The organism is Vibrio sp. 1557, from assembly GCF_033340175.1.
Classification (GTDB): domain Bacteria; phylum Pseudomonadota; class Gammaproteobacteria; order Enterobacterales; family Vibrionaceae; genus Vibrio; species Vibrio alginolyticus.
This window is the reverse complement of sequence record NZ_JAWOVZ010000301.1, coordinates 1-1020: the sequence shown is the minus strand read 5'-3', so window position 1 is coordinate 1020 and position 1020 is coordinate 1. Positions and strand designations below refer to the sequence as shown.

Here is a 1020-nt window from a genome sequence, read left to right as displayed (position 1 = left end):
TCTCACGCATCATTAATGGATTCATAGTTTGAAAATAAAGCGATTTTTTGCCAAAGACATGCGATCAGCGCTGCTCCAAGTGAAAGAGGTGTTGGGTGCAGATGCGGTGATCATGTCAAACAAGAAAGTGGCAGGCGGTGTAGCGATTGTTGCTGCAGTGGATAATGAATCCAATCCGTCTTCATCCAGTGCTTCTTCGCAATCAAATCGTGGTGCTTCTCAATCGAATCGCTATAACGAACATCGTCAAATGTCGTCATCAGCGGCCGATCGTTTTCAAGATCGCAGTTTAGATGAAGATAAAATTAGCCTACAAAACAGCAAAGAAAAATCAGGCTCGATGACACAGCGATTCGCGAACATGCTGAAGCAATACAGTGGTGGCGCAGCAGAATCTGATGATCATGTTGCGGAAAACGAAGATTCGTTATCAGCCCTATTGCAACGCCAAAATAAGCACCGCGAAAGCTACAACCAAGAAAAGCCCGTGCCATACCAGCCGGACTCTCCTTTGGCGAAATTGATTGCTCAAGATAACCGTTTTGAGCGACCAACGCCGAAGTTAGATCCTACGCGCTATGACCGTCGTCGCCCATCCTCTGAAGAGCGTGACGAGTCAGCAAAAGAGCTGGAGAACATGCGCGAAGAGATGACCTCGATTCGTCGTCTGCTGGAACATCAAGTCTCCGGCTTAATGTGGCAAGAAGTGGAACGTCGTGAGCCATTAAGAGCCATGCTTATCAAACGCTTAGAGCGTATGGGCGTGTCTCCTGAGCTTGCAGACCAAATGGCATGTTACATCCCAGAAGACACCAAGCCTGCACGTGCGTGGAAGGCGTTGCTGTCACTCGTTGCGGATCAAATTAACATACCAAAACAAGATATTTTAAAACGTGGTGGTGTGGTTGCATTGCTTGGCCCTACAGGCGTCGGAAAAACGACAACTGTCGCGAAGCTTGCTGCACGCGCAGCCATGGAATACGGTGCCGACAATGTGGCCCTTGTGACAACAGACACATA

General features: G+C 48.3%; 1 protein-coding gene. It reads left to right on the top strand.

The window, feature by feature from the left end:
* Positions 1–28: 28 nt before the first annotated feature.
* Positions 29–1020, top strand: a 992-nt coding sequence (locus tag R7070_RS26640) for a flagellar biosynthesis protein FlhF (protein ID WP_318141579.1), incomplete at its 3' end; no start/stop codon positions are given.